Source organism: Enterobacter sp. RCC_40 (genome assembly GCF_041360735.1).
GTDB lineage: Bacteria > Pseudomonadota > Gammaproteobacteria > Enterobacterales > Enterobacteriaceae > Enterobacter > Enterobacter ludwigii.
Genome location: NZ_JBFUPR010000002.1, coordinates 130,500 through 155,835, shown reverse-complemented (window position 1 = coordinate 155,835; position 25,336 = coordinate 130,500). Strand labels below are relative to the sequence as shown.

The following is a 25,336-nucleotide window of genomic DNA, read 5'->3' as shown; positions in this document are numbered from 1 at the left end:
AACAGAAATCATTGCCGCTACAATCCCCGCCGTTTAAAGTACGCAAACGTGAACGCAATCGATTACGCGTGTGAGAGATATGTGAAACAACACATATTTTTGTGAGCAAGGATTCCTATAATAGGCTCCGCAGAAACACGAAATATTTAGAAACGCAATTCGCGCATTTTTCACTCCCGGAAGGGAATTTCAATCAGTGGCATGATTATGAAAAAAACATTACTCGCGGCTGGCGCCGTGCTGGCACTCTCCTCCACTTTCACTGTTAACGCAGCGGAAAACGATAAACCACAATACCTCTCCGACTGGTGGCACCAGAGCGTTAACGTGGTCGGCAGCTATCACACCCGTTTCGGACCACAGATCCGCAACGATACCTACCTGGAGTACGAAGCCTTCGCCAAGAAAGACTGGTTCGATTTCTACGGCTATATGGATGCGCCGGTCTTCTTCGGCGGTAACACCGATGCGAAAGGTATCTGGAACCACGGTTCCCCCCTGTTCATGGAGATCGAACCCCGCTTCTCCATTGATAAGCTGACGGGCACCAGCCTGGCGTTTGGTCCATTCAAAGAGTGGTATTTCGCGAACAACTACATCTACGACATGGGCCGTAACGCGTCCGGTCGTCAGAGCACCTGGTATATGGGTCTGGGTACCGACATCGATACCGGTCTGCCAATGAGCCTGTCCCTGAACGTCTATGCGAAATACCAGTGGCAGAATTACGGTGCCGCGAACGAAAACGAGTGGGATGGCTACCGTTTCAAAGTGAAATACTTTGTGCCAATTACCCAGCTGTGGGGCGGTAACCTGAGCTATATCGGTTTCACCAACTTTGACTGGGGTTCAGACCTGGGCGACAACGACTTCCGTGACCTGAACGGTAAGAAAGCGCGTACCAACGACTCCATCGCCTCCAGCCACATCCTGGCGCTGAACTACGATCACTGGCACTACTCCGTTGTTGCGCGTTACTGGCATAACGGCGGTCAGTGGAACGATGACGCAAGCCTGAACTTCGGCAATGGCGACTTCAGCGTACGTTCTACCGGCTGGGGTGGTTACCTGGTTGTCGGTTACAACTTCTGATGTGAAAGAAGGCAAAAACGGACAAAGCCAGCTGATATGCTGGCTTTTTTATTGCTTCACCTTACGCAGAAAATCCGCCAGCGATCGCTCCGCGCTTTCGCTAAAACGCCTCTGCGTGAGCGTAATATTCAGACACCTGTCGAGCCGGAAGCAGCGGTAGTCATCACGCCGTTCACACCACGCGGCCAGCAGCCAATGCTCTCCCCAGAAGAACAGCCCCAGCGGCTGAATGTCGCGCCATGTCAGATGCCCGGCTTCATCACGATAATGCAGCGCCAGTACGCACTGGGCAGAAATAGCCTGATGAATAACATCAAAGTCGCTGCGCGAATGCGGCTGAAGCGCAATATCCGGCGCATATATCCGCGTCTGTTCCGCCTTACGTCGGCTCTCCTCGGGCAGGATCGCCAGTACCTTCTCCTGCGCCGACTCAAGCTCACGCGAGAGCGAGTCGCCCCCCCAGGTTTTCAGCAGACGGATGGCGACCATCAGCGCTTCAGATTCTTTGTTCGTCAGCATCAGCGGAGGTAAGTCAAAACCCGACATCAGCCGATAGCCGCTTCCCGCCTCCCCTTCCACCGGCACGCCGGAAAGCGACAGGTCGCGGATATCACGGTATACGGTCCGTTCCGATACGCTCAACCTGTCCGCCAGATGCGCTGCCGTTGTCAGACGCCTGCCTCTCAGGATCTGCACAATCTGAAACAAACGGTCAGCGCGTCGGGTCATATCGTATTCAGCTCTCAGGCAGGTTGATGGAGGCCGACGCGATTACCTTCGCTGTCGGTAAACAAGGCTATGGTGCCAATGCCACGCGGCAATTCCAGCGGGCCAAACACGCACTCGCCACCCGCAGACGCGATGCGATCGAGCGTTGCCGCCAGGTTGTCAGTATGCAGGTAAATAATAGCGCCCTGTACGGACGGTGTAATGCCCTCAAATTTTGCCAGCGCGCCGCCGGTGGCCGGATCGTCATGCGGGAAAACGGCTAACTCAGCCACATCCATTTTCTCTCGTCTCAGCTGTACCTGCATCACGGGCTCATAAAATTTGATAGCGCGATCCATATCGGCGACCGGAATTTCAAACCAGTTAATTACACTCTTCATACATCCTCCTGCCTGTTGTTTGGGTTCGAAAAGAGTCTACGACAGGGCTCCTGACAGCATACTGTCAGGAGTGTTTGGCAGGAGCAGATAAAAAAAATCCCGGTCAACAGACCGGGATTTCGGGAACGAACGACACGTCGTCTTACGGCAGAATAGACGGCTGATCCGCCCCTTCTTTCTCGACTTTCTGCTGGAGCAGGTGCTCGCGCTTCATGCCAAGTTTCAGTGCCAGTGCGGAGGCGACGTAGATAGACGAAGCCGTACCGATAGAGACACCGATCAGCATGGTCAGCGAGAAGCCTTCCAGTACCGGGCCACCGAAGAGGAACAGCATCAGGATCACCATCAAGGTGGTTCCGGATGTGATCAACGTACGGTGCAGCGTCTGGGTCAACGACACGTTAAAGATTTCGTACGGCGTACCGCGACGGATCTTACGGAAGTTTTCACGAATACGGTCAGATACCACGATACTGTCGTTCAGTGAGTAACCGATAACGGACATCAGGGATGCCACGATTGTCAGGTCAATCTCAATGTGGAACAGAGACAGTATGCCCATGGTGATCACCACGTCGTGCGCCAGGGCGATAACCACACCCGCCGCCAGTCGCCACTCAAAGCGGAAACCGACGTACACCAGAATGGAGATCAGAGCCACCAGCAGCGCCATCGCACCGGTTTGCGCCAGGTCAGCACCTACGCTTGGCCCGACGAACTCGATACGCTTAACCGTCGCATGCTGGTTGGTTGTTTCGTTAACCACGTTAACAACCTTGCTGCCCAGCTCCTGGCTGCCGTTCGCATCGTGCACCGGCGGCATACGCACCATGATGTCACGGCTGCTGCCGAAGTTCTGCAGCAACGGCTCTTCAAAGCCCGCTTTCTGCAAAGACTGGCGCATCTGGTCCATATCGACCGGTTTTTCCAGGGAGATCTCAATTACCGTACCACCGGTGAAATCAAGACCCCAGTTAAAGCCTTTCACGCCCATCACGATAAGGGAGAGGATCAGCAGTAAACCTGAAATGCCGAAAGCCCAGTAGTCCCAGCGCATAAAGTCCCAGACTTTACGGCCGTGGTTCAATTGTTCAACAGTATATTCCTGTGCCACAACGCACTCCTCAGATAGACAGCTTTTTGACGCGCTTGCCGCCATACAGCAGGTTCACGATGGCACGGGTGCCGACAATAGCGGTAAACATTGACGTTGCAACACCGATACCGGTGGTGATCGCAAAGCCTTTGATAGCGCCAGTCCCCACTGCATACAGGATAAGAACCTTAATCAGTGTTGTTACGTTCGCATCGAAGATGGAGCTGAATGCCCCTTTGTAGCCTTCGTCAATCGCCTGCTGAACAGAGCGACCGTTGCTCAACTCTTCTTTGATACGTTCGTTTATCAGTACGTTGGCGTCGACCGCCACCGCAAGGGTTAAGACGATACCGGCAATCCCCGGCATGGTCAGCGTCGCCCCCGGCAGCAGAGACATGATGCCGATAATCAGCACCAGGTTCGCAACCAGTGCGCTTGTCGCAATCAGACCAAACTTCTTATAGAAGAAGATCATGAAGAGGATGGAGACCACCAGACCGGCCAGACACGCTTCCAGACCCTGCTTGATGTTTTGCATCCCCAGCGTTGGACCAATGGTACGTTCTTCAACAATCTGAATCGGTGCAATCAGCGCACCGGCACGCAGCAGCAGTGAAAGCTGACGCGCTTCGTTCGGGTTGTTGATACCGGTGATGCGGAAGCTGTTACCCAGACGAGACTGGATGTTGGCGATGTTAATCACCTCTTCCTCTTTCACCAGCACCGCGCGGCCGTTTGCATCTTTCTTACCGCTGTCTTTGTACTCCACGAACAGGGTCGCCATCGGTTTACCGATGTTGTCCTTGGTGAAGTTAGACATGATGTTACCACCCGCGCTATCCAGCGAGATGTTAACCTGCGGCTGGTTGTATTCGTCCTGGCTGGATGTGGAGTCGGTGATGTGGTCACCGGTCAGGATCACGCGTTTGTACAGCACAACTGGCTGACCTTCGCGGGTCTGTTTCACTTCCGAATCGCCCGGAATACGGCCAGCGGCGGCAGCGGACTGATCGACGTTGGAGTTAACCAGACGGAATTCCAGCGTAGCAGTTGCCCCCAGAATCTCTTTCGCACGTGCCGTGTCCTGAATACCCGGGAGTTCCACCACGATACGGTCAGCCCCCTGACGCTGTACCAGTGGCTCAGCAACACCCAGCTGGTTTACACGGTTACGCAGAATATTGATGTTCTGCTGAACGGCGTATTCACGGGCTTCTTTCAGGCGAGCATCGGTCATCACCGCGCGCAGCTGGTTGCTGCCCTGAGAGGTGATCACGAGGTCACGGTGACGTTGAGTCAGGTAATCTACAGCCTGATCGCGCGCCGCGCTGTCGCGGAACGTGATGCTCATACCGTAGTTATCTTCTTTACGAACGGTAGTGTAAGCGATGCCTTTTTCGCGCAGATCGCTGCGCAGGCTGTCGATGTTTTGTTCCTGCAGTTTGCCAAGCGCGGTATCCATATCCACTTCCATCAGGAAGTGAACACCGCCACGCAGGTCAAGACCGAGTTTCATTGGCTCTGCATTCAACGCAGCCAGCCAACGCGGGGTTGCAGGAGCAAGGTTAAGCGCCACGACGTATTTATCACCCAGCACGCCCATCAGCACTTCGCGAGCGCGGAGCTGCGTGTCGGTGGTGTCGAAGCGAGCAAGAATTGCGCCCTCTTCCAGAGCCACAGACTTAGCGGTAATTTTTTCTTCTTGTAACGATTTCTGGACCTGGATCAGCGTTTGCTCACTGGCGGCGACACCGCGCGCGCCAGTGATTTGAACAGCCGGATCCTCACCATACAGGTTGGGAAGCGCGTACAGCAGGCCGACGAGAATCACGGCGACCAGCATGATGTACTTCCACAAAGGATAACGGTTTAACACGGCAGTTCCCTTTGGGAAAAGTTGGGATTACAGCGCCTTCATGGTGCCTTTCGGCAGAACGGCAGCTACGAAGTCACGTTTGATAACCACTTCAGTGGTGTCGTTCAGGGCAATAGCAATGTAGCCACTTTCAGCCACTTTGGTTACGCGACCGACCAGACCACCGTTGGTCAGCACTTCATCACCTTTGGCAATGGAGTCCATCAGCTTTTTGTGCTCTTTGGTACGCTTCTGCTGTGGGCGCAGGATCATGAAGTAGAAGATCAGACCGAACACAACCAGCATCAGAATCAGAGACATCGGGCTGCCCTGCGCCGGAGCACCTGTTGCCGCTACCGCATCAGAAATAAAAAAGCTCATTCAAATTCCCTCATTATTAAAATTAATCAACGTTCAAAGGTGGAACGGTTCGACCCTGACGTTGGTAAAAATCGGTCACGAAGCTCTCTAATTTACCCTCTTCAATAGCCTTGCGTAAACCAGCCATTAAGCGCTGATAATAACGAAGATTATGAATGGTATTGAGACGCGCGCCCAAAATCTCATTGCAACGATCAAGATGATGCAGGTACGCGCGAGAATAATTGCGACAGGTGTAGCAATCGCACTCGGAATCGAGCGGGCTGGTGTCACTCTTATGCTTCGCGTTACGGATTTTCACCACGCCATCGGTCACAAACAGATGACCGTTACGCGCGTTGCGGGTTGGCATAACGCAGTCGAACATATCAATGCCGCGGCGCACACCTTCAACCAGGTCCTCAGGTTTACCCACACCCATCAGGTAACGGGGTTTATCTGCCGGGATTTGCGGGCAGACATGCTCCAGAATGCGATGCATGTCTTCCTTCGGTTCACCCACAGCCAAACCGCCGACAGCGTAGCCATCAAAACCTATCTCTACCAGACCTTTAACAGAGATATCGCGTAAATCTTCGTAAACGCTGCCCTGGATAATACCGAACAGCGCATTTTTGTTCTGCAGGGAGTCAAAGCGGTCACGGCTACGCTTCGCCCAGCGCAACGACATCTCCATGGAGCGTTTCGCGTAATCCCAGTCGGCCGGGTATGGCGTACATTCGTCGAAGATCATCACGATATCAGAGCCGAGATCGTACTGAATCTCCATAGACTTTTCAGGATCGAGGAAAATCGGATCGCCGTTGATCGGGTTACGGAAGTGTACGCCCTGCTCGGTGATCTTACGGATGTCGCCCAGGCTGAAGACCTGGAAACCACCGGAGTCGGTCAGGATCGGGCCTTTCCACTGCATGAAGTCATGCAAATCGCCGTGCAGCTTCATGATCTCCTGGCCAGGACGCAGCCACAGGTGGAAGGTATTGCCGAGGATAATCTGTGCGCCAGTGGCTTCCACTTCTTCCGGCGTCATCCCTTTTACGGTGCCGTAGGTGCCCACAGGCATAAACGCGGGGGTTTCCACCACGCCGCGATCAAACACCAGGCGGCCGCGACGTGCGCGACCATCGGTGGTATCGAGTTCAAATTTCATTTTTTCTCCGACGTCAGAAAAACAGTCCAACGTTGTAAAACGGTGCCGCGGACTTATTCCCCGACACGCTCATTCAAAGCCTGCGGATTGTACGTGATAAACATCGCGTCCCCGTAGCTAAAAAAGCGATATTTTTGTTCTACCGCAGACTTGTACGCCGCCATGGTGTGCTGATAACCCGCAAAAGCGGACACCAGCATAATCAGCGTTGATTCAGGCAGATGGAAGTTGGTTACCAGGGCATCAATCACGTTGTACTGATAGCCTGGGTAGATAAAGATCTGCGTATCGCCAAAGAAAGGCTCAATCAGGTCATTTTTGGCGGCCTGCGCGGCGCTCTCAAGGGAGCGTACCGACGTGGTGCCCACTGCCACAACGCGGTTACCGCGTGCTTTGGCGGCCAGAACGGCATCCACCACCTCTTGCGGCACTTCGGCATATTCGGAGTGCATGATGTGGTCTTCGATGCTGTCCACGCGCACCGGCTGGAACGTACCCGCACCGACATGCAGGGTCACGAAGGCCATCTCGATGCCTTTCGCGCGCAATTTTTCCAGCAGCGGTTCATCAAAATGCAGGCCCGCCGTCGGCGCGGCGACCGCGCCAGGCTTCTGGCTGTAGACGGTCTGGTACAGCTCGCGGTCAGCCTCTTCGTCCGGGCGCTCGATGTAAGGGGGCAGCGGCATATGGCCGATCGCATTCAGAATGTCGAGCACCGTGCGCTCGTCATTGAACGCCACCTCAAACAGCGCATCGTGACGCGCGGTCATGGTTGCACGGATGCTCTCATCATCGCCAAGCAGCAGCTCTGCACCCGGCTTCGGCGCTTTAGAGGCGCGAATATGTGCCAGAATACGTTTATCATCAAGCATACGTTCGACCAGCACTTCAATCTTGCCGCCGCTGGCTTTACGGCCAAACAGACGCGCCGGGATCACGCGGGTATTGTTAAAGACCAGCAGATCGCCAGGGTTGAGCTTGTCGAGCAAATCGGTGAAAGTACCGTGCGTCAGCTCGCCCGTCGGCCCATCCAGTGACAGCAAACGACAGCTACTGCGCTCAGGCATTGGGTAGTGAGCAATCAGGGATTCAGGTAGTTCAAAGGAGAAATCGGCGACGCGCATGACGTATACTCGTGACTTAAAAACAGGCGGCATAGTCTAGTGCTCACACCCTTTTGCTGCAACAACTAGCCGCCCCTGGACAAATAAAACGCATGAATTTTCTCGCTCACCTGCATCTTGCTCATCTCGCTGACAGCTCTCTTTCCGGCAATCTGCTGGCCGATTTCGTGCGCGGTAATCCCGCCGACGCGTACTCCGCAGAGGTTATCGACGGGATTTTTATGCATCGCCGTATCGACGTACTGACCGATAACCTGCCGGAAGTCCAGGAAGCCAAAGCGTGGTTCCGCCCTGAAACGCGGCGCGTCGCACCGATCACGCTCGATGTAATGTGGGACCATTTCCTCTCGCGGCACTGGGAAACACTCTCTCCTGAGATGCCCCTAAACGCGTTCGTGCGCTATGCCCACCAGCAGGTGTCCATTATTTTGCCGGATTCGCCGCCGCGCTTTGTGAATCTGAATAACTATCTCTGGTCAGAACGCTGGCTTGAGCGCTATCGCGAGATGGACTTTATACAGAATGTGTTAAACGGGATGGCGAGTCGCCGACCGCGACTCGACGCGCTGCGCGACTCCTGGCATGACCTGGACGCCCACTACGAGGCGCTGGAGACACGATTCTGGCAGTTCTACCCGCGTATGATGACCCAGGCGAAAAACAAACAGCTATAACAGAAATGCCATTGATAGGTGAAAGCTTGCTGAACGATTGTTAGCGCCTCTTTGTCTTATCAATGAACACTCTCTATACTGGGCGGCGTTGCGTTCCAAATAACCTTAGTATCTACAGGAGAATCACATGGTTCTGGTAACTCGTCCGGCTCCGGATTTTACAGCTGCAGCAGTTCTGGGCAACGGTGAAATCGTTGAAAACTTCAACTTCAAACAGCACACCAACGGTAAAGCGACCGTTCTGTTCTTCTGGCCAATGGACTTCACTTTCGTTTGCCCGTCTGAGCTGATCGCATTCGACAAACGTTACGAAGAATTCCAGAAGCGTGGCGTAGAAGTTGTAGGCGTCTCCTTCGACTCTGAATTTGTACACAACGCATGGCGTAACACCCCTGTCGACAAAGGCGGCATCGGTGCGGTGAAATACGCAATGGTTGCGGACATCAAACGCGAAATCCAGCAGGCTTACGGTATCGAACATCCGGACGCTGGCGTTGCACTGCGCGGTTCTTTCCTGATCGACGCAAACGGCATCGTTCGTCACCAGGTTGTTAACGATCTGCCACTGGGTCGTAACATCGACGAAATGCTGCGCATGGTTGACGCGCTGCAGTTCCACGAAGAGCACGGTGAAGTGTGCCCGGCTCAGTGGGAAAAAGGTAAAGAAGGTATGAACGCGTCTCCGGACGGCGTTGCTAAATACCTGTCTGAGAACGTATCCAGCCTGTAATCTGCACGGTTTACGGAAAAGGCCCGCATCAGCGGGCCTTTTTGTTTTGTACGATCTCACTCTTCACACGTTAAAACGCGAAGCACGAACACCCCAGCACACCCCAGAATGCCTGGTCATCAGATACCGGGATATCCGATTGCCGCGCAATGCCGTGCGCATGGCCATGCACCCCGCAGCTACCAATACACTGGTGCATCTGCACCACCGCCCCCACTTTGCTGGCTGCAGGCGGCGCAGAGCGGTAATGCCCCGGGACTTTCACGACCGGTGACCACGACGGCACAACCGGGATCGGCGGCGGTGACAGCGGACTGAAATGACCGGCGGCATACACGACCTTGCCATCCACAACGGTCAGCACCGATTCAATGCCCTTGATCTCCTCTTCCGTCACGCTGAAGTAATCTTTCGACAGCACCACCAGGTCCGCAAGCTGCCCTTCAACCAGACGGCCTTTTTTACCCTGCTCGCTGGAAAACCACGCGCTGCCTGCGGTCCACAGCTCCAGCGCTACCTCACGCGGCAGGCGGTTATTGTCGTCATACATCGCCAGGCCGCCGACGGTTCGCCCGGAGACCAGCCAGTAGAGCGCCGTCCACGGGTTATAGCTCGCCACACGGGTTGCGTCGGTTCCTAACCCAACCGGCACGTCCAGTTCCAGCATTTTCGCCACCGGCGGCGTGTGTTTCACCGCCTCTTTGCCGTAGCGGTCGACGAAATATTCGCCCTGGAACGCCATACGGTGCTGCACCGCAATACCGCCCCCCAACGCTTTGACGCGCTCGATATTACGCTCGGTAATGGTCTCCGCATGGTCAAAGAACCAGTGCAGCCCGTTAAACGGAATCTCACGGTTCACCTTCTCAAAGACATCCAGCATCCGGCTGATGGATTCGTCATAGGTGGCATGCAGCCGGAACGGCCAGCGGTTTTCCACCAGGTGGCGCACAACGCGTTCCAGCTCGTCTTCCATCCCTTGCGGCAGATCCGGGCGCGGCTGGAGGAAATCTTCAAAATCCGCCGCCGAGAAGACCAGCATCTCTCCTGCCCCGTTCGCACGATAAAAGTCTGTGCCCTGCCCCGGTTTGAGCATATCGGTCCAGCGCTCAAAATCCTCCAGCTCCTGTTTAGGGCGCTGGGTGAAGAGGTTGTAGGCAATACGCACCGTCATCTGCTCTTTGGCGTGCAGTTCGGCAATCACCTCGTAATCTTCCGGGTAGTTCTGGAAGCCGCCGCCGGCATCAATGGCGCTGGTCAGCCCCAGACGGTTAAGCTCACGCATAAACTGGCGCGTGGAGTTAACCTGCTGCTCAATGGGGAGTTTCGGTCCTTTTGCCAGCGTGGCGTAGAGGATCATCGCGTTAGGTTTAGCGATCAGCAGCCCGGTCGGGTTGCCGTGGTTATCACGCACAATCTCCCCGCCCGGCGGGTTTGGCGTCTCTTTGGTGTAGCCGACAGCTTTCAACGCGGCGCGGTTAAGCAGGGCGCGATCGTAGAGGTGCAGGACAAACACCGGCGTATCCGGTGCCGCCTCGTTAAGCTCTTCGATGGTCGGCATCCGGCGTTCGGCGAACTGAAACTCACTCCAGCCGCCCACCACCCGAACCCACTGAGGTGAAGGTGTACGATCGGCCTGATCTTTCAACATCCTTAGCGCATCCGCCAGCGACGGTACGCCTTCCCAGCGCAGCTCGAGGTTGTAGTTCAGCCCGCCGCGGATCAGGTGCAGGTGCGAATCGTTAAGCCCGGGGATCACCGTACTCCCCTTCAGATCGACAATCTGCGTTCCCTGCGTCGCATAGCTCATAATGCGATCGTGGTTGCCCGTCGCCAGGATCTTGCCGTTAGCAATAGCCACCGCTTCCGTGAGCGGGTTTTCGCGATCGAGAGTATGGATCTTACCTTTGGTTAAGATCAGTGTGGCAGTTTGAGACATAACGTACTCCTTTCAGCCGAATCAGGCTTTTTTGAGCCATCCGGCAAACAGACGGGTCACGATGGGCATCCACAACCAGACCACCAGCGCGACCACACAGGCATCGTTAATCAGATGCAACAACAACGTACCTTTCAGGCCAGGAAGCAACGCACCGGTGACCAGCGGCACCAGGTTGGTACTGGGAAAGATAACCAGCAGGGTAATGAGAAACTGTTTCCACTGTTTAGGCTTACGCATATGAGGCTCCGGTGGGGTAAACCAGAACGCCGCCTCGGTACGCACTTCGGTTTTATCGCCTTCCGCCAGCAGCGGTTCAATCTCTTTTACCAGCGCATTACGGGTATCGGACTGGGTCCATGCAGAAAGGTGTTCGAGGGTGTCGAAACGGATTATCACCGTCCACAGATGTTGTCCGTCGGTCGGGCGGATGACGTTCGCGCCAAGATGCCCCGGAAATTCCGCCGCGATGGGCATGATCTTACCCAGCCACTGTTCGTATCGCTCAGCCTGACCCGGCAGCAAGGTGTGGGTGATCACCAGCGTGACATGCGATGTGTGCGCCATAATAGTTTCCTGGTCATTAATGGGCGGGAGAACCCCGCCCTGAAAGGTTTACGCTTTGCGTTCTGGCGCGCCGTGAACGAGGGTGTAGGCATAGTCAACGCCCATGCCATAAGCGCCGCTGTGCTCACGGACCAGGTCCATGACCGCGTCGTAAGTGCCTTTGCGAGACCAGTCGCGCTGATACTCAAGCAGCACCTGCTGCCAGGTCACAGGAACCGCGCCCGCTTGAACCATACGGTCAATCGCACGTTCATGGGCATCTACGGAGGTACCGCCGGAAGTATCGGTCACTACATAAACTTCAAACCCTTCATCCAGAGCCATCAGCGCCGGGAAGGTCAGGCAAACTTCGGTCCACAGGGCTGAGATAATAAGTTTCTTGCGGCCCGTTGCTTTCACTGCCGCAACAAACGCATCGTCTTCCCAGGAGTTCATAGAGGTACGTTCAATCGGTTTAACCGTCGGGTGAACCGCCAGCAATTCTGGCCAGATGTATCCGCTAAAGCTTTTTGTTTCGACAGAGGTGTAGATAACCGGAACATCAAAAATTTTGCCTGCTTTTGCCAGAGCCACCGTATTATTCTTTAATAACTGACGGTCAATATTTGCCACGCCAAAAGACATTTGCGGTTGGTGATCGATAAAAATCAGTACAGAATTGGACGGGTCAATCAGTTCACGAATAGACATAAAAGTACCTTTTAATCAATGTGTTAAAAGCCAACGTTTTGGTGTGCTATATGAGAAAGGGCCCTGACTGATAAAGCAATTTGAGTATAGCGAGAATTGATTGAGCGGATAGTAAAGATATTTGTCCCCTCTGTTGAAATTAACCGAACAACTTAGGGGAATTTTCAGCAACCGGGAAATAAACCGGTTGCTGATGACGATTAATTTCCGAACCAGACGGAGGCGGAAATGGCCGGTAAGGAGAGAATGCCTTCCTGAATCGTGCCTTTACCCTCTTTGCGTTGCCACGCCTTCACGTGCAGCAACGGAGAGTCATCCAGCACCACTTCACAGGCTTCTCCGCGGTTGATGGCGACCAGCACGCGTTGCTGGTTGTAGACGCGGGCAAACACCACCACGTTATCGTGGGCATATACCACCTGACAGCCACCGTAACGCAGCGCCTGGTTCTGTTTACGAAGCTTAGCCAGACGCTGGTACAGGCTGAGCAGCGCCTTGTCCTGCTTCGCCGGATCCCAGGGGAAGGTTTTGCGGCAGAAGGGATCGTTGTTCCCCTCCAGCCCCACCTCATCACCGTAGTAAATGCACGGCACGCCAGGCCAGGTGAAGAGCCAGGTAACGGCCAGCGGCAGGCGCGCCACATCCTTGCCAAGCAGGGATTTAAAACGTGCGGTATCGTGGCTGTCCAGCTGGTTAAACATCCGCAACTGCTGCTGATGCGACAGGCTGGCGCGGTAGTTATCCATCCATGCCATACAGGTTTCGGCGTCGATATGCTGCGGATCGTAGGAGATATCGGTGTTCGCCAGAAATCCCCATAGCGGGAAGGTAAAACCGCGGTAGTTCATGGCCGAATCTTCTGCATCGGCTTGCAGCCACTGGCGCGCATCGCCAAAATGCTCGCCAAAGACAAAGGCCTCCGGCTGCGCGGCTTTCGCTGAGCGGGTGATACCTGCAACGTGCTGAAGGTTATTCCGCGCTCCGCCCGCTTCACCCAGCATATGCACCACGTCAAGACGCCAGCCGTCCATGTTCCATGGTGCCTTAAGCCAGTGGCGGACAACGCTGTCTTCACCGCCGTAGATTTCGTTGACCAGAGAAGGCGACTGGAAATCCAGCTTCGGCAGGCTTGGGTAGCCCAGCCAGTCCAGCGCGTAGCCCTCTTCATTAAAGCTGTACCAGTCACGCTGCGGCGAATCCGGGTTATGGCATGCCCCGCTCATCGACTGGTTATGACGGTCAAACCACGCGTGCGAATCCCCGCTGTGGTTGAACACGCCGTCCAGAATCAGGCGCATCCCTTCGTTTTTAGTATTCTGTCGCAGGCGCAGCAGCGCGGCATCGCCGCCAAACTGCTCATCAACATGACGATAATCTTCGGTGTCGTATTTATGCACGCTCGGCGCTTTAAACACCGGGTTAAGGTACAGCGCCGTCACGCCCAGTTTTTTCAGGTACGGGAGTTTTTCGCTGATCCCGTCGAGATCGCCGCCGTAAAACGTCGAGCCACCCGCCTGCGCGGTCAGCGGTTCATCCCATGCTTTGAGGATAATGTCGTGACCTGCTGCGTGGTGGTAATAAACCTTATCCTGGTCGGCCGTGCGCTTTTCGCTGCGGGCAAAGCGGTCCGGGAAAATCTGGTAAAACACCTGATCGTTAACCCATTGCGGACCATTGTCCGGGTAATCGACGGCAAACTGCTCCAGCCGGGCCGGCGGAAAACGGCTAAACCCCTGCGGGGTAAACCACAGCTGGCGGTTATTCCACAGCAGTTTAAAACTGTAGCGACGACGCGGCTGTCCACGGGTTAAATCGATGTTTGCCCGCCACGCCGTGATCCCGGGCTGCGGCTGGCTGCGCTGCTTATGCATTTTCAGCGCGGTCTCTTCGTTATCAATTTCGGCGCGTAGCGTCACGCGTTCAGGCTGATTTTCCCCCGCCAGCCAGAGCGTAATCACAAGGTTGTCTTTGTTTTGCTTAACAAATGGGGCAACCGGAAGGTGCCAGGCGTTTAACATCACGAATCCCCTTTGATGAAATTGACGTCACCTTGCCACAGGGTGGTTAAGGTTAGCTCATCATGACGAGGTTTATTGAGGGAGGAGGACGGGGGAGGAGGCATCAGCGTGAGCGGATGCCTCCTTCCAGTTCCTCTGCGGGGAGAGGGAAGTTTACTGTGCCTGCGCCAGCTGACGGTCGCGGCGGCATTTAAACATCCAGCCCAGCAGCAGCAGGACGATCCACGCGCAGCCCACGTAAAGGGAGATACGGGTATCCGGATGATAACCAATCAGGGCGATGATAAAGACCAGGAAGACCAGACCGACAGCGGTTGTCACCACCCCACCCGGCACTTTGAACTTCAGCGCTTTCGCCTCTTCCGGTGACAGACGGCGACGGAACGCAATCTGTGACAACAGGATCATGATCCACACCCACACGGTCGCGAAGGTCGCCAGCGACGCAATCACCAGGAACACATTCTCCGGCATGATGTAGTTCAGGTAGACCGACAGCAGCAGGGCTACGGTCATTACCATTACCGTCACCCACGGCGTGCCGCGACGAGAGGTTTTGGCAAACACTTTAGGCGCACTGCCCTGCTCCGCCATTCCGTGCAGCATGCGGCCCACGCCAAAGACGTCACTGTTAATTGCCGAAAGCGAGGCGGTCAGCACCACAAAGTTCAGGATGCTGGCGGCAAACGCGATGCCCATATGCTGGAAGGTCAGCACAAACGGGCTGCCGTTAGTGCCCACCTGGTTCCACGGGTAGATGGACATAATGACGAACAGCGTCCCCACATAGAACACCAGAATACGCATTGGCACTGAGTTGATGGCGCGCGGAATGGATTTCTCCGGGTCTTTCGCTTCCCCGGCGGTAATGCCGATAATCTCGATCCCGCCGTAGGCAAACATGACCATCTGCAGCGACATCACCATGCCGAGCCAGCCGTTGCTGAAGAAGCCGCCGTTGCTCCAGAGGTTATGGATCCCCGTTGGCTGACCGCCGTTGCCGATACCCCAGATGATGATCCCAAAGCCCGCGATAATCATGATGATAATGGTGGCAACTTTGAAGAAGGAGAACCAGAATTCCAGTTCGCCAAACACCTTCACGCTCATCAGGTTGACGGCACAGATGATCAGCACCACGCTCAGCACCCAGATCCAGTGCGGAACCGCGGGGAACCAGACGCCCATGTAGATGCCAAAGGCGGTAACGTCGGCAATAGCCACAATCAGAATTTCGAAGCAGTAGGTCCAGCCGGTGATGAAGCCCGCCAGCGGGCCTAAGTTTTCCTGCGCATAGCGCGAGAACGAACTGGCAGACGGATTGTGAACCGACATCTCCCCGAGGGCGCGCATGATGATATACGCAGCCACGCCACCGATGATGTAGGCCAGCAGAACGCTGGGACCGGCCATTTTAATGGCATCTGCCGAGCCATAAAAAAGACCGGTACCGATAGCGGATCCCAGCGCCATAAAGCGAATGTGGCGGGTGCTGAGTCCACGTTTGAGTTTGTTAGTGCTTTCCATTTAAATCTTGCCATTCAACTCGAAAAAAACAAAAAACCACGGGGCCTTAAGCCCCGTGGTTAAACAGTTTGTTGCCGTTGATTAATGGGCGTTCGATGCGACCTGACGCCCTGCAGCACGATCCCAGATAATGGCCAGAACCAGTGCAACAACGGTAGGCATCAACCAGGCCAGGCCTTGCTCGGACAGCGGCAGACGCTGTGTCCAGGCTGGCAGTATTTGCGCAAAGGCGGATGCTTTAATCCCGTCAAGGATACCAAAAATCAGGCTGATAAACATGGCTGGCGCAATAATTCGCGACGAGTTGTTCCACCACGGGCGGGTGAAGCTCAGCACCACCAGCACAATACACGGCGGATAGATGGCCGTCAGCACCGGGATAGAGACCTGAATCAGGTGGCTCAGACCGAGGTTTGACACCGCCATGGAGAAGATGCCCAGGATAAAGACCAGCGTACGGTAAGAGAGCGGCAGATACTGAGCAAAGAACTCAGCGCAGGCGCAGGTCAGACCCACGGCGGTGACAAGGCACGCCAGGAAAATCAGTACCGCCAGCAGCAGGCTACCCGCACCACCAAAGGTGTGCTGCACGTAGGCATGGAGGATCGCCGCGCCGTTGGCATTTTGATCGACCAGTATGGCGCTATCTGAGCCCAGGCGGAACAGCGCCAGGTACAGCAGCGTCAGCCCTACACCGGCCATCAGGCCAGCCCAGATGGTGTAGCGAGTCAGCAGACGCGCTTCCGTCACGCCGCGGGAACGTGCGGCATTCACGATAACAATACCAAACACCATTGCGCCCAGCGTATCCATCGTCAGGTAGCCGTTCACAAAGCCGTTGGAGAACGCGGCGTTTTTATAGGCGTCCATCGCATCGCTAATCGGGCCTGCGGGCCAGACGATGGCTGCAACCGCCAGCACAATCAGCGCCACGATTTTCAGCGGAGCCAGGAAGTTACCCACGGTATCCAGCAGCTTGCCCGGATAAAGGGAAACCAGAATCACAATCGCGAAGTAGATCAGGCTGTAGATAAACAGCGGCATCGCGCCATCGCCAGTGAGCGGGGCAATCCCCACTTCGAAGGATACGGTCGCGGTACGCGGGGTCGCAAACAGCGGGCCAACGGCCAGATAGCAGACGGTCGCCAGCAGAATGCCGGCCACTTTGCCAATCGGGGTGCTGAGGCTATCAACGCCACCACCGACTTTCGCCAGCGCGACGACGGTCAGTACCGGCAGACCCACAGCAGTAATCAGGAAACCAAACGCAGCGGTCCAGACGTGCTCACCCGCCTGTAAGCCAACCATTGGGGGGAAAATGATGTTGCCTGCGCCAACGAACAGCGCAAATGTCATAAAGCCCAGCGCGATGATGTCACGCGATTTTAAGTGATGGGTCATAAAACCTTACTGCCTGTGGATGTGGTGTTGAAAACATTGAGATTTTCGCTATCCCTGACGGGACGATACAGCGGAAAATTTGCTCAATTTCAGCGGGATATGCTCCCGTCCTGGCGTGGAGAAGAATAGTTTTTCGATTTACCACGCAAATACAGTCGGTATGACAGTATCTGGGGCGCAATTTAAACGCTTATAACGTTTAAAGGCAAGATGGGATCGTGAAACCAGAACAATATGCCAGCATCAAAAATCAGACCAGCATAATACGCTAATTATAAGAAAAACCCATGGCTAATCATGCGAACAAAAAACAGCCAGCCGTATAATATTCAGCCGCGTTTCGCTTGACTGCAAAGCAAACGGGCCAGCAAACGCTGGCCCGTGGAAAGGTAAACTGACACGCCTGTCGTCAGGCGATCTTTTTGGCAATTAATCGTTCCGGGATAACGAAACTGAAGCGGGTTCCCTTACCCAGCGTGCTTTGAATATCGAGACGGCTTTCATGATGATTCACCGCGTGTTTCACAATAGCCAGCCCCAGACCGCTGCCGCCGGTCTGCCGTGAGCGCGCTTTATCCACCCGGTAGAAGCGCTCGGTCAGACGCGGGATGTGTTCAGGTGCGATCCCCGGCCCGTTATCCTCTACGCTGAACTCAGCGCCCGTTGGCGTGTGCTGCCAGCGCACCACGATATCCGTCCCCGCTGGCGTATGATTCACCGCGTTATACACCAGATTAGAAATGGCGCTGCGCAGCTCATCTTCGCTGCCAAGCACCTTGAGCGTGTTGTCGACCTCGAAGGTCAGCTGATGCATTTTATGGCTTAACGTCTGCGCTTCGCGCTCCACCACCCGCAGCATCATCGGCACATCAATGGTGTCATTCAATGCCAGCGAGGGGGCGGCCTCAATTTTCGAGAGCGTCAGCAGCTGTTTCACCAGCCCTTCCATACGGTGCGTTTGTTCACGCATCGTATGCAACGCTTTCTCGCGCGGCGCGCCTTCCAGCGTTTGCTCCTGCATCATCTCCAGGTACCCCTGAAGCACCGTCAGCGGAGTGCGTAATTCGTGGCTGACGTTGGCAAAGAAGTTGCGTCGCGCCCCTTCCAGCTGGTGCATCTGGGTGACATCACGGGCAACCATCAGCCACTGCTGATCGCTGTAAGGCATCACTCGGATTTCCAGATGGCGCCCATTATTGAGCTTCAGGTTGTGGGGGCGGGTAAAATCACGCTTTTTCAGGTACAGCGTGAACTCGGGATAACGCAGAAGGTTGAGGATGTTCTGGCCATTATCGTCCGGCCAGCGCAGGCCCAGCAGCTGTTGCGCGAGGCCGTTACACCAGAAGATCGTCCCTTCTTCGGTCGTCAGAATGACAGCATCCGGCAGCGACTCAGCGCCGCTACGGAAGCGTTTGATCAGGCTTCCCAGCTCCCGGCGCCGCTTTTTGTTACGCATCTGCATCTGGTGCAGACCGTACAGCAGCGGCTCCCAGCTTCCGCTTCCCGGCGGAGGCGTCATACTTCGGTCAACCCACAGCCACCACGAGAGGCGCAGCAGGTTCCAGAAATGCCAGATCAGCAGCCCGGTAACCGACGCCAGCAGAAACCACGGCAAATATCCAAGAAAGGCCCCCAGAATGAAGGCCGGAATACAGCATAAGATCAGTTCAAAGACGAGCCTTTTCCATGACAGACGTTCCAGCACGCGTCACACTCCTGTCATTGTTCAGAAACGGGTTGAAAAACGATAACCCGTGCCGCGGACCGTCTGCACCATGCGATCGTGGCCGCTCAGTTCCAGCGCTTTTCGCAGGCGGCGGATATGTACGTCAACCGTCCGGTCTTCGACATACACGTTAGTTCCCCAGACGTTATTCAGCAACTGTTCGCGGCTGTATACGCGCTCCGGGTGAGTCATAAAGAAATGCAGAAGTTTAAATTCGGTAGGCCCCATATCGAGGGGATTTTCACCGGTCATGACGCGGTGTGAGGTAGGGTCAAGGCTCAGTCCCTGCATCTCAATCACCTCTTCCACCGCCATCGGTGAAATGCGGCGCATCACGGCTTTAATGCGGGCAACCAGCTCTTTCGGTGAGAACGGTTTGGTAATGTAATCGTCCGCCCCCGTTTCCAGACCGCGTACGCGATCCTCTTCTTCACCGCGCGCCGTGAGCATCACAACCGGTATGTCGCGGGTTAGCGCTTCACGTTTCAGGTGTTTGATAAACTGCAGCCCGGAGCCGCCAGGCAACATCCAGTCGAGCAGAATCAGATCGGGCCAGGGTTCATTCAGCTGGTTCACCGCGCTGTCATAATCTTCCGCCTCAACCGGCTGGAAGCCATTTTGCTCGAGCACGAAGCACACCATTTCACGAATCGGAGCTTCATCTTCTACGACCAGAATACGTCTCGCCATACTTTGCCCTGTTTTATCTTATTTAAGTTACAAGTTTGTAATGCGGCGTCATTATGCGTCAGATTTATGACAGATTTATGAAAAACAGTACCACTATAAAGGGCAAACTGTTGTTTTATTACAGCGGTTATTTTCTGTTCCCTGACAGTTTATAATCCTGCTTTCTCTTTTTCGCCACGGATCAGCAATGCGCATACTACACACCTCTGACTGGCATCTGGGTCAAAATTTTTACAGCAAAAGCCGGGCGGCTGAACACGAAGCGTTCCTGAACTGGCTGCTGGATACGGCCCGCTCTCATGAGGTGGACGCCATTATTGTGGCGGGTGACATCTTCGATACCGGCTCGCCCCCCAGCTATGCGCGCGAGTTGTATAACCGTTTTGTCGTTAATCTGCAGCAAACGGGCTGTCATCTGGTGATTGTTGCCGGCAACCATGATTCCGTCGCAACGTTAAATGAATCCCGCGATATTCTGGCGTTCCTCAATACTACCGTGGTGGCCAGCGCAGGACATGCGCCGCAGATCCTGAAAAAGCGCGACGGGACGCCGGGTGCGGTACTGTGTCCGATCCCATTTTTACGCCCGCGCGATATTGTCCAAAGCCAGGCGGGGCTTTCCGGCGCAGAAAAACAGCAGCATTTGCTGCAGGCCATCACCGACTATTACCACCAGCAGCATGCCCAGGCCTGTGCCCTTCGCGGTGACCAGGCGATTCCGGTGATTGCCACCGGGCACCTCACCACCGTTGGGGCCAGCAAAAGCGACGCGGTGCGTGACATTTATATTGGCACGCTGGATGCTTTCCCGGCACAAAACTTCCCGCCCGCAGATTATATTGCCCTCGGGCATATCCACCGGGCGCAGGTTATCGGCGGCTGCGAGCACATTCGCTACTGCGGCTCGCCCATCTCGCTGAGTTTTGATGAGACCGGCAAAGCCAAAAGTGTCCATCTGGTGAGCTTTAGCGACGGCAAGCTCAGCGCCGTTGACACGCTGGAAGTGCCCGTCACCCAGCCGCTGGCGGTGCTGAAAGGCGATCTGGACGCCATCACCGCCCAGCTTGAACAGTGGCGCGGCGTGGAACAAAACCCGCCGGTCTGGCTGGATATTGAGATCGCCAGCGCCGACTACCTGCATGATGTACAGCGTAAAATTCAGGTACTCACGGAAGACCTGCCGGTAGAGGTGCTGCTGGTGCGCCGCAGCCGCGAGCAGCGCGAGAAAATTCTGCTCGGCGCTCAGCGCGAAACGCTCAGCGAACTCAGGGTGGAAGAGGTTTTTGAACGCCGGCTCTCCCACGAGGAGATTGACGACGCGAAACGCGCACGGCTGAACGAGCTGTTTACGCACACCCTGCATGCCCTGAACGATGAGGAAGAAAACGCATGAAAATCCTCAGCCTGCGTCTGAAAAATCTCAACTCACTGAAGGGTGAGTGGAAAATCGATTTTACCGCGGAGCCGTTTGCCAGCAACGGACTGTTTGCGATTACCGGGGCTACCGGCGCAGGGAAAACGACCCTGCTCGACGCCATTTGTCTGGCGCTGTATCACGAAACGCCACGCCTGCAGAAAGTCTCCCAGGCACAAAACGATTTGATGACGCGCGACACGGCCGAATGCCTTGCCGAAGTTGAGTTTGAAGTCAAAGGTATTGCCTATCGCGCTTTCTGGAGTCAGAACCGCGCGCGAAATCAGCCCGACGGTAATCTTCAGGCCCCACGCGTCGAGCTGGCACGCTGTGAGGACGGTAAAATTCTGGCCGACAAAGTGTCGGATAAACTGGAACAAACGGCCGCCCTCACCGGGCTGGATTATGGCCGTTTTACCCGCTCAATGCTGCTCTCTCAGGGACAATTTGCCGCCTTCCTCAATGCCAGACCTTCCGACCGCGCCGAACTGCTGGAAGAACTGACCGGAACCGAGATCTACGGTCAGATTTCCGCCATGGTGTTTGAGAAACACAAAGCCGCACGTAACGCCCTTGAGGTGCATGAAGCACAGGCTGCAGGCGTCGTGTTGTTGAGTGAAGAGCAACAGCAGCAGTTACAGCAAAGTTTGCAGGCACTTACTGACGAAGAAAAAACGCTGCTGGCGCAACAGCAGAATCAACAGAAAGATTTTCAGTGGCTTACGCGCAATGACGAGCTTATACGTGAGCAGCAGCGCGTTGCCACCTTACAGCAACAGGCGCAACAGGCACTGACCAAGGCTGCGCCCGAGCTGGCAACGCTCCAGCTTGCTCACCCCGCCGCCCAGCTGCGACCACTGTGGGACAGCCAGCAAGAGCAAACCACCCGACTGGGGCAAACGAAGCAACGCATTGTTGAAGTAAATGCTCGCTTACAAGCAAAAACCGCGCTGCGCTCGCGTATCCGTAATACGGCCCAGCGTAGCCATGCACAACTGCAGACCGACCTTACGGCGCTGGCACAGTGGCTGGCAGAGCACGAGCGGTATCGTCAGTGGGGTCAGGAGATAGCAGGCTGGCGCGCCCATTTTGCACAGCTGAATCGCGATAAAAATCAGATCGCCACGCTTTCCACGCGCATTGCTGAATTACGCCAGAAGCTGGCAGAGATGCCGGAAAACGCCCTGACGCTCACGGCTGACGAGGTCAGCGTGGCGATGGAGCAACAGGCTCAGTCACGGACTTTCCGCCAGCGGCTGATGTCGCTTCAGGCCCGTTATCTGCCGCTGCAACAACGTCTGCGCCAGAACGGTGAAAGCCTGCAGAAAGCCCAGGCAGAGCAGGTTAAACTCAATGAAACGCTGACGCTGCGCCGCCAGCAGTACAAAGAGAAAAACCAACATTATCTGGATCTTGAAACGCTCTGCAGACAGGAAGAGAAGATTAAAAGTCTGGAGGCAGAGCGTGCGCAGCTGCAGGCGGGACAGCCCTGCCCGCTGTGCGGCTCAACCTCGCACCCGGCGGTCACTGCCTATCAGGCGCTGGAGCTCAGTGCCAACCAGCAGCGTCGCGACCAGTTAGCCAAAGAGGTCGCTGCGCTTAAAGAGGAAGGATTGTTAGTTCTCGGCCAGGTGAATGCCCTGACCCGGCAGATCCAGCGTGAGACAGACGACGCTCAGACGCTCTCTCAGGAGGAGCAAGCGCTCACTAAAGAGTGGCAATCCGTTTGCGCGTCCCTGAATATCACTCTGAATATTCAGGAAGATATTGCCCCGTGGATGAACGAACAAGAGCAGTATGAGCGTCAGCTTTACCAGCTGAGCCAGCGTCTGACGCTGCAGCAACAGCTGAATGAACAGGACGCGCAGGCGCGTCAGTATCAACAGCAGCTGACGGCCACGCGCCAGGCGCTGGAAACGACCCTGCTTACGCTGTCACTCAACGTCCCGGAAGAAGGCACAGAGGCTGCCTGGCTGAACGAACGAGAAACCGAGTTCGCACAGTGGCAGGAAAAACAGACTCAGCATGGCGTCATGCAGGAGCGCATGACGGCTCTGATGCCGCTGCTCGACACCCTGCCCGCCACAAACGACACAGAAACCGAACCGGCCATTCCTGATAACTGGCGCGAAACGCACGACGAATGCGTTTCTCTTCAGAGCCAGCTTGCCACCTTGCAACAGCAGGAAAGCCTCGAAAGCGAGCGGCTGCAGCACGCCACGACGCACTTCACCGCCGCATTGACCGCAAGCTGCTTCGCCGATCGGGAGGCCTTTCTGGCTGCACTGCTTGATGAAGAGACCATCCGCCGTCTTGAAAACCGTAAGCAGACCCTGGAAAACCAGCTTCAGCAGGCAACTGCGCTGTTCGCACAGGCAAACCAGCAGCTGCAGGCTCATCAGACGCAGCGACCGGAAGGGCTGGAACTCGACGCGCCAACCCTGCAGTTGCAGCTACAGCAACTCGGGCAACAGCTTCGGGAGAACACCACTCATCAGGGTGAGATCCGCCAGCAGCTTAAACAGGACAGCGATAACCGTCAGCACCAGCAGGCGCTCATGCAACATATTGAAGAGGCCGCGCGGCTGGCCGATGACTGGAGCTATCTGAATTCGCTGATAGGTTCCAGCACCGGCGACAAGTTCCGTAAGTTTGCCCAGGGGCTCACGCTGGATAATCTGGTCTGGCTTGCCAACCAGCAGCTAAATCGCCTGCACGGGCGCTATTTGCTGCAGCGCAAGGTCAGCGATGCGCTGGAACTCGAAGTGGTGGATACCTGGCAGGCGGACGCGGTGCGCGATACCCGTACCCTCTCCGGCGGCGAAAGCTTCCTTGTTAGCCTGGCACTGGCGCTGGCGCTTTCCGATCTGGTGAGTCACAAGACACGCATCGATTCGCTGTTCCTGGATGAAGGCTTCGGCACGCTCGACAGCGAAACGCTGGATACCGCCCTGGATGCGCTCGACGCGCTGAACGCCACCGGGAAAACCATTGGCGTGATTAGCCACGTCGAGGCGATGAAAGAGCGGATCCCGGTGCAGATCAAAGTGAAGAAGATTAACGGGCTGGGGTATAGCAAGCTGGATAAGGTGTTTGCGGTGGAGTGAGGGTGCCCTGCATGAGGGCACCCTCATCCCGCCCCTCTCACGTAGGGAGAGGGAGAATGGCTATAGCGGCCAGAGCCACGCGGCGCCGCGCACGCCGCTGGAGTCCCCGTGCACCGCTTTGCGGATCGGGGTTTCACACTCGCCGCCGAAGACCCACTGCTTCACCAGATTCGGCACCGTGGCATATAAACGGTCGACGTTGCTCATCCCGCCGCCGAGCACAATCACGTCAGGGTCAAGGATATTCACCACGTGCGCCAGGGATTTCGCCAGCCGCATTTCATAGCGGCTGAGAGCCAGCTCAGCCACCGGATCGTGTTCCCCGACCCGGCGCATAATCTCGTTTCCCTTGAGTGGCTGGCCACTCAGGCGGTGGTAATCGGTGGCAAAACCGGTGCCGGAGATAAACGTCTCAATACAGCCCTGCTTGCCGCAATAGCACGGCACCTCGGCGCGGTATTTAAGTTCATCGTCATCCATCCACGGCAAGGGGTTATGTCCCCACTCGCCCGCCGTACCGTTGCCGCCAATATGGGCACGCCCGCCCAGGGCCACGCCTGCGCCACAGCCGGTCCCGATAATGACCGCAAAAACGGTCTGGGCCCCTGCGGCGGCACCGTCAATGGCTTCGGAGACGGCCAGACAGTTGGCGTCATTTGCCAGACGCACTTCCCGGTTCAGGCGCTGACTTAAATCTTTATCAAAAGGCTGACCGTTGAGCCAGGTGGAGTTGGCATTTTTAACCACCCCGGTATAGGGCGAGATTGAGCCCGGGATCCCCATCCCAACGGTGCCGGTCTGCCCTGTCGCCTGCTCAGCCATGTCGACCAGCCGGGCAATCGTCTCGATAGTCTGGTGATAATCATCGCGCGGCGTAGGCAGACGGTGGCGGAACAGTTGCTCCCCCTGCTCGCTCAGTGCGATGACTTCTGTTTTGGTGCCGCCCAAATCAATCCCAATGCGCACAAGACACTCCTCATTATTTTGATTATCAACAGAGTAGAAGCCCGCTTCCCGATTAGCAATGCAAGCGATGCGACAATTCG

Annotated in this window: 21 protein-coding genes; 5 read left to right on the top strand and 16 right to left on the bottom strand. The window is 55.8% G+C overall.

What is annotated here, in order from left to right; translation table 11 throughout:
• Positions 1 to 207 precede the first annotated feature (207 nt).
• Positions 208 to 1,092, top strand: coding sequence for a nucleoside-specific channel-forming protein Tsx (locus AB6731_RS08770; RefSeq protein WP_025204975.1), 885 nt, complete (start codon positions 208 to 210; stop codon positions 1,090 to 1,092).
• Between the two features lie 48 nt (positions 1,093 to 1,140).
• Here the strand turns inward: AB6731_RS08770 and AB6731_RS08765 are convergent, their stop codons facing one another.
• The 7 genes from AB6731_RS08765 to queA form a co-directional block, all read right to left on the bottom strand.
• Positions 1,141 to 1,821 carry a YafY family protein gene (locus tag AB6731_RS08765; RefSeq protein ID WP_014168847.1) on the bottom strand — a complete coding sequence of 227 codons (681 nt, stop codon included), beginning with the start codon at positions 1,819 to 1,821 and terminating at the stop codon, positions 1,141 to 1,143.
• 14 nt (positions 1,822 to 1,835) lie between these two features.
• Complete coding sequence (locus AB6731_RS08760) at positions 1,836 to 2,201, bottom strand: VOC family protein (protein ID WP_020885224.1); 366 nt, start codon at positions 2,199 to 2,201, stop codon at positions 1,836 to 1,838.
• Positions 2,202 to 2,343: 142 nt separating this feature from the next.
• Positions 2,344 to 3,315, bottom strand: a complete 972-nt coding sequence (secF, locus tag AB6731_RS08755; RefSeq protein ID WP_020885225.1) for a protein translocase subunit SecF — start codon at positions 3,313 to 3,315, stop codon at positions 2,344 to 2,346.
• 10 nt (positions 3,316 to 3,325) lie between these two features.
• Complete coding sequence (secD, locus tag AB6731_RS08750; RefSeq protein WP_014168844.1) at positions 3,326 to 5,173, bottom strand: protein translocase subunit SecD; 1,848 nt, start codon at positions 5,171 to 5,173, stop codon at positions 3,326 to 3,328.
• Between the two features lie 27 nt (positions 5,174 to 5,200).
• Positions 5,201 to 5,533, bottom strand: coding sequence for a preprotein translocase subunit YajC (gene yajC / locus AB6731_RS08745; protein ID WP_000007630.1), 333 nt, complete (start codon positions 5,531 to 5,533; stop codon positions 5,201 to 5,203).
• A gap of 22 nt (positions 5,534 to 5,555) precedes the next feature.
• Complete coding sequence (gene tgt / locus AB6731_RS08740; RefSeq protein WP_020885227.1) at positions 5,556 to 6,683, bottom strand: tRNA guanosine(34) transglycosylase Tgt; 1,128 nt, start codon at positions 6,681 to 6,683, stop codon at positions 5,556 to 5,558.
• Positions 6,684 to 6,736: 53 nt separating this feature from the next.
• Entirely contained in the window at positions 6,737 to 7,807 is a 1,071-nt protein-coding gene (queA, locus tag AB6731_RS08735) for a tRNA preQ1(34) S-adenosylmethionine ribosyltransferase-isomerase QueA (RefSeq protein WP_032677507.1), read from the bottom strand.
• A 92-nt stretch (positions 7,808 to 7,899) separates the two neighbouring features.
• Between queA and acpH the strand changes: the two genes are divergently transcribed.
• Positions 7,900 to 8,481, top strand: a complete 582-nt coding sequence (acpH, locus tag AB6731_RS08730) for an ACP phosphodiesterase (protein WP_371006200.1) — start codon at positions 7,900 to 7,902, stop codon at positions 8,479 to 8,481.
• Between the two features lie 127 nt (positions 8,482 to 8,608).
• Complete coding sequence (locus AB6731_RS08725; RefSeq protein ID WP_014168840.1) at positions 8,609 to 9,211, top strand: peroxiredoxin; 603 nt, start codon at positions 8,609 to 8,611, stop codon at positions 9,209 to 9,211.
• Positions 9,212 to 9,281: 70 nt separating this feature from the next.
• On the opposite strand, the gene AB6731_RS08720 is transcribed toward AB6731_RS08725, so the two are convergent.
• The 8 genes from AB6731_RS08720 to phoB all read right to left on the bottom strand — a co-directional run bounded on the left by AB6731_RS08720 (position 9,282) and on the right by phoB (position 19,769).
• Positions 9,282 to 11,150, bottom strand: coding sequence for an amidohydrolase (locus AB6731_RS08720; RefSeq protein ID WP_014168839.1), 1,869 nt, complete (start codon positions 11,148 to 11,150; stop codon positions 9,282 to 9,284).
• 21 nt (positions 11,151 to 11,171) lie between these two features.
• Positions 11,172 to 11,717 (bottom strand): antibiotic biosynthesis monooxygenase, encoded by a 546-nt coding sequence (locus AB6731_RS08715; RefSeq protein ID WP_371006199.1) that lies wholly within the window; start codon positions 11,715 to 11,717, stop codon positions 11,172 to 11,174.
• A gap of 48 nt (positions 11,718 to 11,765) precedes the next feature.
• Positions 11,766 to 12,407: a hydrolase gene (locus AB6731_RS08710; RefSeq protein WP_047744157.1), complete on the bottom strand. Its 642-nt coding sequence runs from the start codon at positions 12,405 to 12,407 to the stop codon at positions 11,766 to 11,768.
• Between the two features lie 200 nt (positions 12,408 to 12,607).
• Positions 12,608 to 14,425 carry a maltodextrin glucosidase gene (malZ, locus tag AB6731_RS08705; protein ID WP_032681572.1) on the bottom strand — a complete coding sequence of 606 codons (1,818 nt, stop codon included), beginning with the start codon at positions 14,423 to 14,425 and terminating at the stop codon, positions 12,608 to 12,610.
• A gap of 153 nt (positions 14,426 to 14,578) precedes the next feature.
• Complete coding sequence (gene proY / locus AB6731_RS08700; protein ID WP_014168835.1) at positions 14,579 to 15,952, bottom strand: proline-specific permease ProY; 1,374 nt, start codon at positions 15,950 to 15,952, stop codon at positions 14,579 to 14,581.
• Positions 15,953 to 16,033: 81 nt separating this feature from the next.
• A complete protein-coding gene (gene brnQ / locus AB6731_RS08695) occupies positions 16,034 to 17,353 on the bottom strand; it encodes a branched-chain amino acid transporter carrier protein BrnQ (protein WP_014168834.1) in 1,320 nt (439 codons plus the stop codon).
• Positions 17,354 to 17,762: 409 nt separating this feature from the next.
• Positions 17,763 to 19,058 carry a phosphate regulon sensor histidine kinase PhoR gene (gene phoR, locus AB6731_RS08690; RefSeq protein ID WP_014168833.1) on the bottom strand — a complete coding sequence of 432 codons (1,296 nt, stop codon included), beginning with the start codon at positions 19,056 to 19,058 and terminating at the stop codon, positions 17,763 to 17,765.
• 21 nt (positions 19,059 to 19,079) lie between these two features.
• Positions 19,080 to 19,769 (bottom strand): phosphate response regulator transcription factor PhoB, encoded by a 690-nt coding sequence (gene phoB / locus AB6731_RS08685; protein WP_008503265.1) that lies wholly within the window; start codon positions 19,767 to 19,769, stop codon positions 19,080 to 19,082.
• A gap of 187 nt (positions 19,770 to 19,956) precedes the next feature.
• On the opposite strand from phoB, the gene sbcD reads away from it, so the two are divergent.
• Both sbcD and sbcC read left to right on the top strand, forming a co-directional pair.
• Entirely contained in the window at positions 19,957 to 21,162 is a 1,206-nt protein-coding gene (sbcD, locus tag AB6731_RS08680; RefSeq protein ID WP_014168831.1) for an exonuclease subunit SbcD, read from the top strand.
• Positions 21,159 to 24,290: an exonuclease subunit SbcC gene (gene sbcC / locus AB6731_RS08675; RefSeq protein WP_371006198.1), complete on the top strand. Its 3,132-nt coding sequence runs from the start codon at positions 21,159 to 21,161 to the stop codon at positions 24,288 to 24,290. Before sbcD ends, sbcC begins: the two co-directional genes overlap by 4 nt.
• A 60-nt stretch (positions 24,291 to 24,350) precedes the next feature.
• Here sbcC and mak read toward each other — a convergent pair whose 3' ends face one another.
• Complete coding sequence (mak, locus tag AB6731_RS08670) at positions 24,351 to 25,256, bottom strand: fructokinase (protein ID WP_025204991.1); 906 nt, start codon at positions 25,254 to 25,256, stop codon at positions 24,351 to 24,353.
• Positions 25,257 to 25,336: the final 80 nt, after the last annotated feature.

Excerpts from the sequence above, each read along its gene's own strand:
- AB6731_RS08770 (WP_025204975.1), top strand. The coding sequence starts at position 208 with ATGAAAAAAACATTACTCGCGGCTGGCGCCGTGCTGGCACTCTCCTCC.
- AB6731_RS08765 (WP_014168847.1), bottom strand. The coding sequence starts at position 1,821 with ATGACCCGACGCGCTGACCGTTTGTTTCAGATTGTGCAGATCCTGAGA.
- AB6731_RS08760 (WP_020885224.1), bottom strand. The coding sequence starts at position 2,201 with ATGAAGAGTGTAATTAACTGGTTTGAAATTCCGGTCGCCGATATGGAT.
- yajC (WP_000007630.1), bottom strand. The coding sequence starts at position 5,533 with ATGAGCTTTTTTATTTCTGATGCGGTAGCGGCAACAGGTGCTCCGGCG.
- tgt (WP_020885227.1), bottom strand. The coding sequence starts at position 6,683 with ATGAAATTTGAACTCGATACCACCGATGGTCGCGCACGTCGCGGCCGC.
- queA (WP_032677507.1), bottom strand. The coding sequence starts at position 7,807 with ATGCGCGTCGCCGATTTCTCCTTTGAACTACCTGAATCCCTGATTGCT.
- acpH (WP_371006200.1), top strand. The coding sequence starts at position 7,900 with ATGAATTTTCTCGCTCACCTGCATCTTGCTCATCTCGCTGACAGCTCT.
- AB6731_RS08725 (WP_014168840.1), top strand. The coding sequence starts at position 8,609 with ATGGTTCTGGTAACTCGTCCGGCTCCGGATTTTACAGCTGCAGCAGTT.
- AB6731_RS08720 (WP_014168839.1), bottom strand. The coding sequence starts at position 11,150 with ATGTCTCAAACTGCCACACTGATCTTAACCAAAGGTAAGATCCATACT.
- AB6731_RS08715 (WP_371006199.1), bottom strand. The coding sequence starts at position 11,717 with ATGGCGCACACATCGCATGTCACGCTGGTGATCACCCACACCTTGCTG.
- AB6731_RS08710 (WP_047744157.1), bottom strand. The coding sequence starts at position 12,407 with ATGTCTATTCGTGAACTGATTGACCCGTCCAATTCTGTACTGATTTTT.
- malZ (WP_032681572.1), bottom strand. The coding sequence starts at position 14,425 with ATGTTAAACGCCTGGCACCTTCCGGTTGCCCCATTTGTTAAGCAAAAC.
- proY (WP_014168835.1), bottom strand. The coding sequence starts at position 15,952 with ATGGAAAGCACTAACAAACTCAAACGTGGACTCAGCACCCGCCACATT.
- brnQ (WP_014168834.1), bottom strand. The coding sequence starts at position 17,353 with ATGACCCATCACTTAAAATCGCGTGACATCATCGCGCTGGGCTTTATG.
- phoB (WP_008503265.1), bottom strand. The coding sequence starts at position 19,769 with ATGGCGAGACGTATTCTGGTCGTAGAAGATGAAGCTCCGATTCGTGAA.
- sbcD (WP_014168831.1), top strand. The coding sequence starts at position 19,957 with ATGCGCATACTACACACCTCTGACTGGCATCTGGGTCAAAATTTTTAC.
- sbcC (WP_371006198.1), top strand. The coding sequence starts at position 21,159 with ATGAAAATCCTCAGCCTGCGTCTGAAAAATCTCAACTCACTGAAGGGT.